This window comes from Kitasatospora sp. NPDC096204, assembly GCF_044763205.1.
Classification (GTDB): domain Bacteria; phylum Actinomycetota; class Actinomycetes; order Streptomycetales; family Streptomycetaceae; genus Kitasatospora.
The window spans coordinates 1-1,484 of the sequence record NZ_JBIWFT010000101.1; the positions used below are offsets into that span (position 1 = coordinate 1).

Annotated in this window: 1 protein-coding gene; it reads left to right on the top strand. The window is 71.2% G+C overall.

All coding sequences use genetic code 11. From position 1 onward, the window contains the following. Positions 1–1,481 (top strand): ISL3 family transposase (locus tag ACIQ87_RS40290; RefSeq protein ID WP_402417247.1); only part of this gene is annotated, 1,481 nt, incomplete at its 5' end. Positions 1,482–1,484: the final 3 nt, after the last annotated feature.

Here is a 1,484-nt window from a genome sequence, read left to right on the forward strand (position 1 = left end):
ATGGGGCGGGCTGCCCGTTGTGCGGAACTGTCTCGACCCGGGTTCACAGCAGCTATGTGCGGCGGCTGGACGACAGCGCGGCGGGCGGGCGTCGGGTGGTGGTCGAGTTACGGGTCCGCCGGTTCCGCTGCCGTGAACGAGCATGCCCCCGGGCCACGTTCGTCGAACAGGCGGCGGGACTGACCTTCCGCCACGGGCGGCGGAGCCAGGGCCTGCAGACCGCACTCCAGCAGCTCGCCCTGGCCCTCGCGGGCCGGGCCGGCTCTCGCCTGGCCGAGACCTTCGCGGTCCCGGTGAGCCGTTCCACGCTCCTGCGGCTGATACGCGCCCTGCCCGATCCGGCACACGCGGTGCCGCGCGTGCTGGGCGTCGACGAGTTCGCCCTGCGCAAGGGCCACGTCTACGCCACGATCCTGGTCGACATCGAGACCCGCCGCGCAGTCGATCTGCTGCCCGACCGCACGGTCGAGACCGTCCGGTCCTGGCTGGCCGACCACCCAGGAGTGAAGGTCGTCTGCCGCGACCGCTCAGCCTCCTACGCCGAAGCCGTCCGGCTCGGCGCCCCGGACGCGATCCACGTCGCCGACCGCTTCCACCTGTGGCAGAACCTCGCCGACGCGGTGGAGAAGACCGTGCTCCAGCACCGTGCCCTGCTACCCGAACCGGCCCCTGCGGCCGAGCCGGCTCCGGCTGTCGCCTTGGCGTCCGTCAGCTCCGAGCCCCGCCGGACCGGCCGACTCTCCGACCGGGTCCGCGAACAGCACGCCGCCGTCCACGCGCTCAAGGAGGACGGGTTCAGCCTGCGCGCCATCGGCCGACGACTGGGCCTGGCCCGCAACACGGTGCGCCGACTGGTCGGCGCGAAGGACCCGGACGAGCTGCTGGTCGGCCGCTGGACCGGACGCACCAGCATCCTCGACCCCTACAAGCCCTACCTCCACCAGAGGTTCGCCGAGGGCCACACCATCGCCCGGCGCCTGTTCGAGGAGATCCGGCAGCGCGGATTCCCCGGGCAGGAGCAGATCGTGCGCGTCTACGTGCGCCGGCTGAAGGAGGCGTTCCCCAATCAGGACCCGCCCCGACGCAAGCCCTCCGTCAGGGACGTGACCAGCTGGATCACCCGCCGCCCCGACCGCCTGCGCGACGAAGAGGCCCACCAGCTCAAGGAGATCCTCGCCCGAGTCCCAGTGCTGGCCACCACCACCGAGCACGTCAGAGCCTTCGCAGAGCTGATGAACGACCGCCGCGGACGAGAACTCAAGGACTGGATCGCGCGCGTCCAGCAGGACCACGTCCCGGCCCTTCGCAGCTTCGCCACCGGTCTCCTGCAGGACCTCGATGCGGTCGTCGCCGGCCTGACCCTGAGCTACAGCTCCGGCGCGGTCGAGGGCCACAACAACAAGATCAAAATGCTGAAGCGGCAGATGTTCGGCCGCGCCGGCTTCGACCTCCTGCGCAAACGCGTCCTCCTCGCGACATGAGGA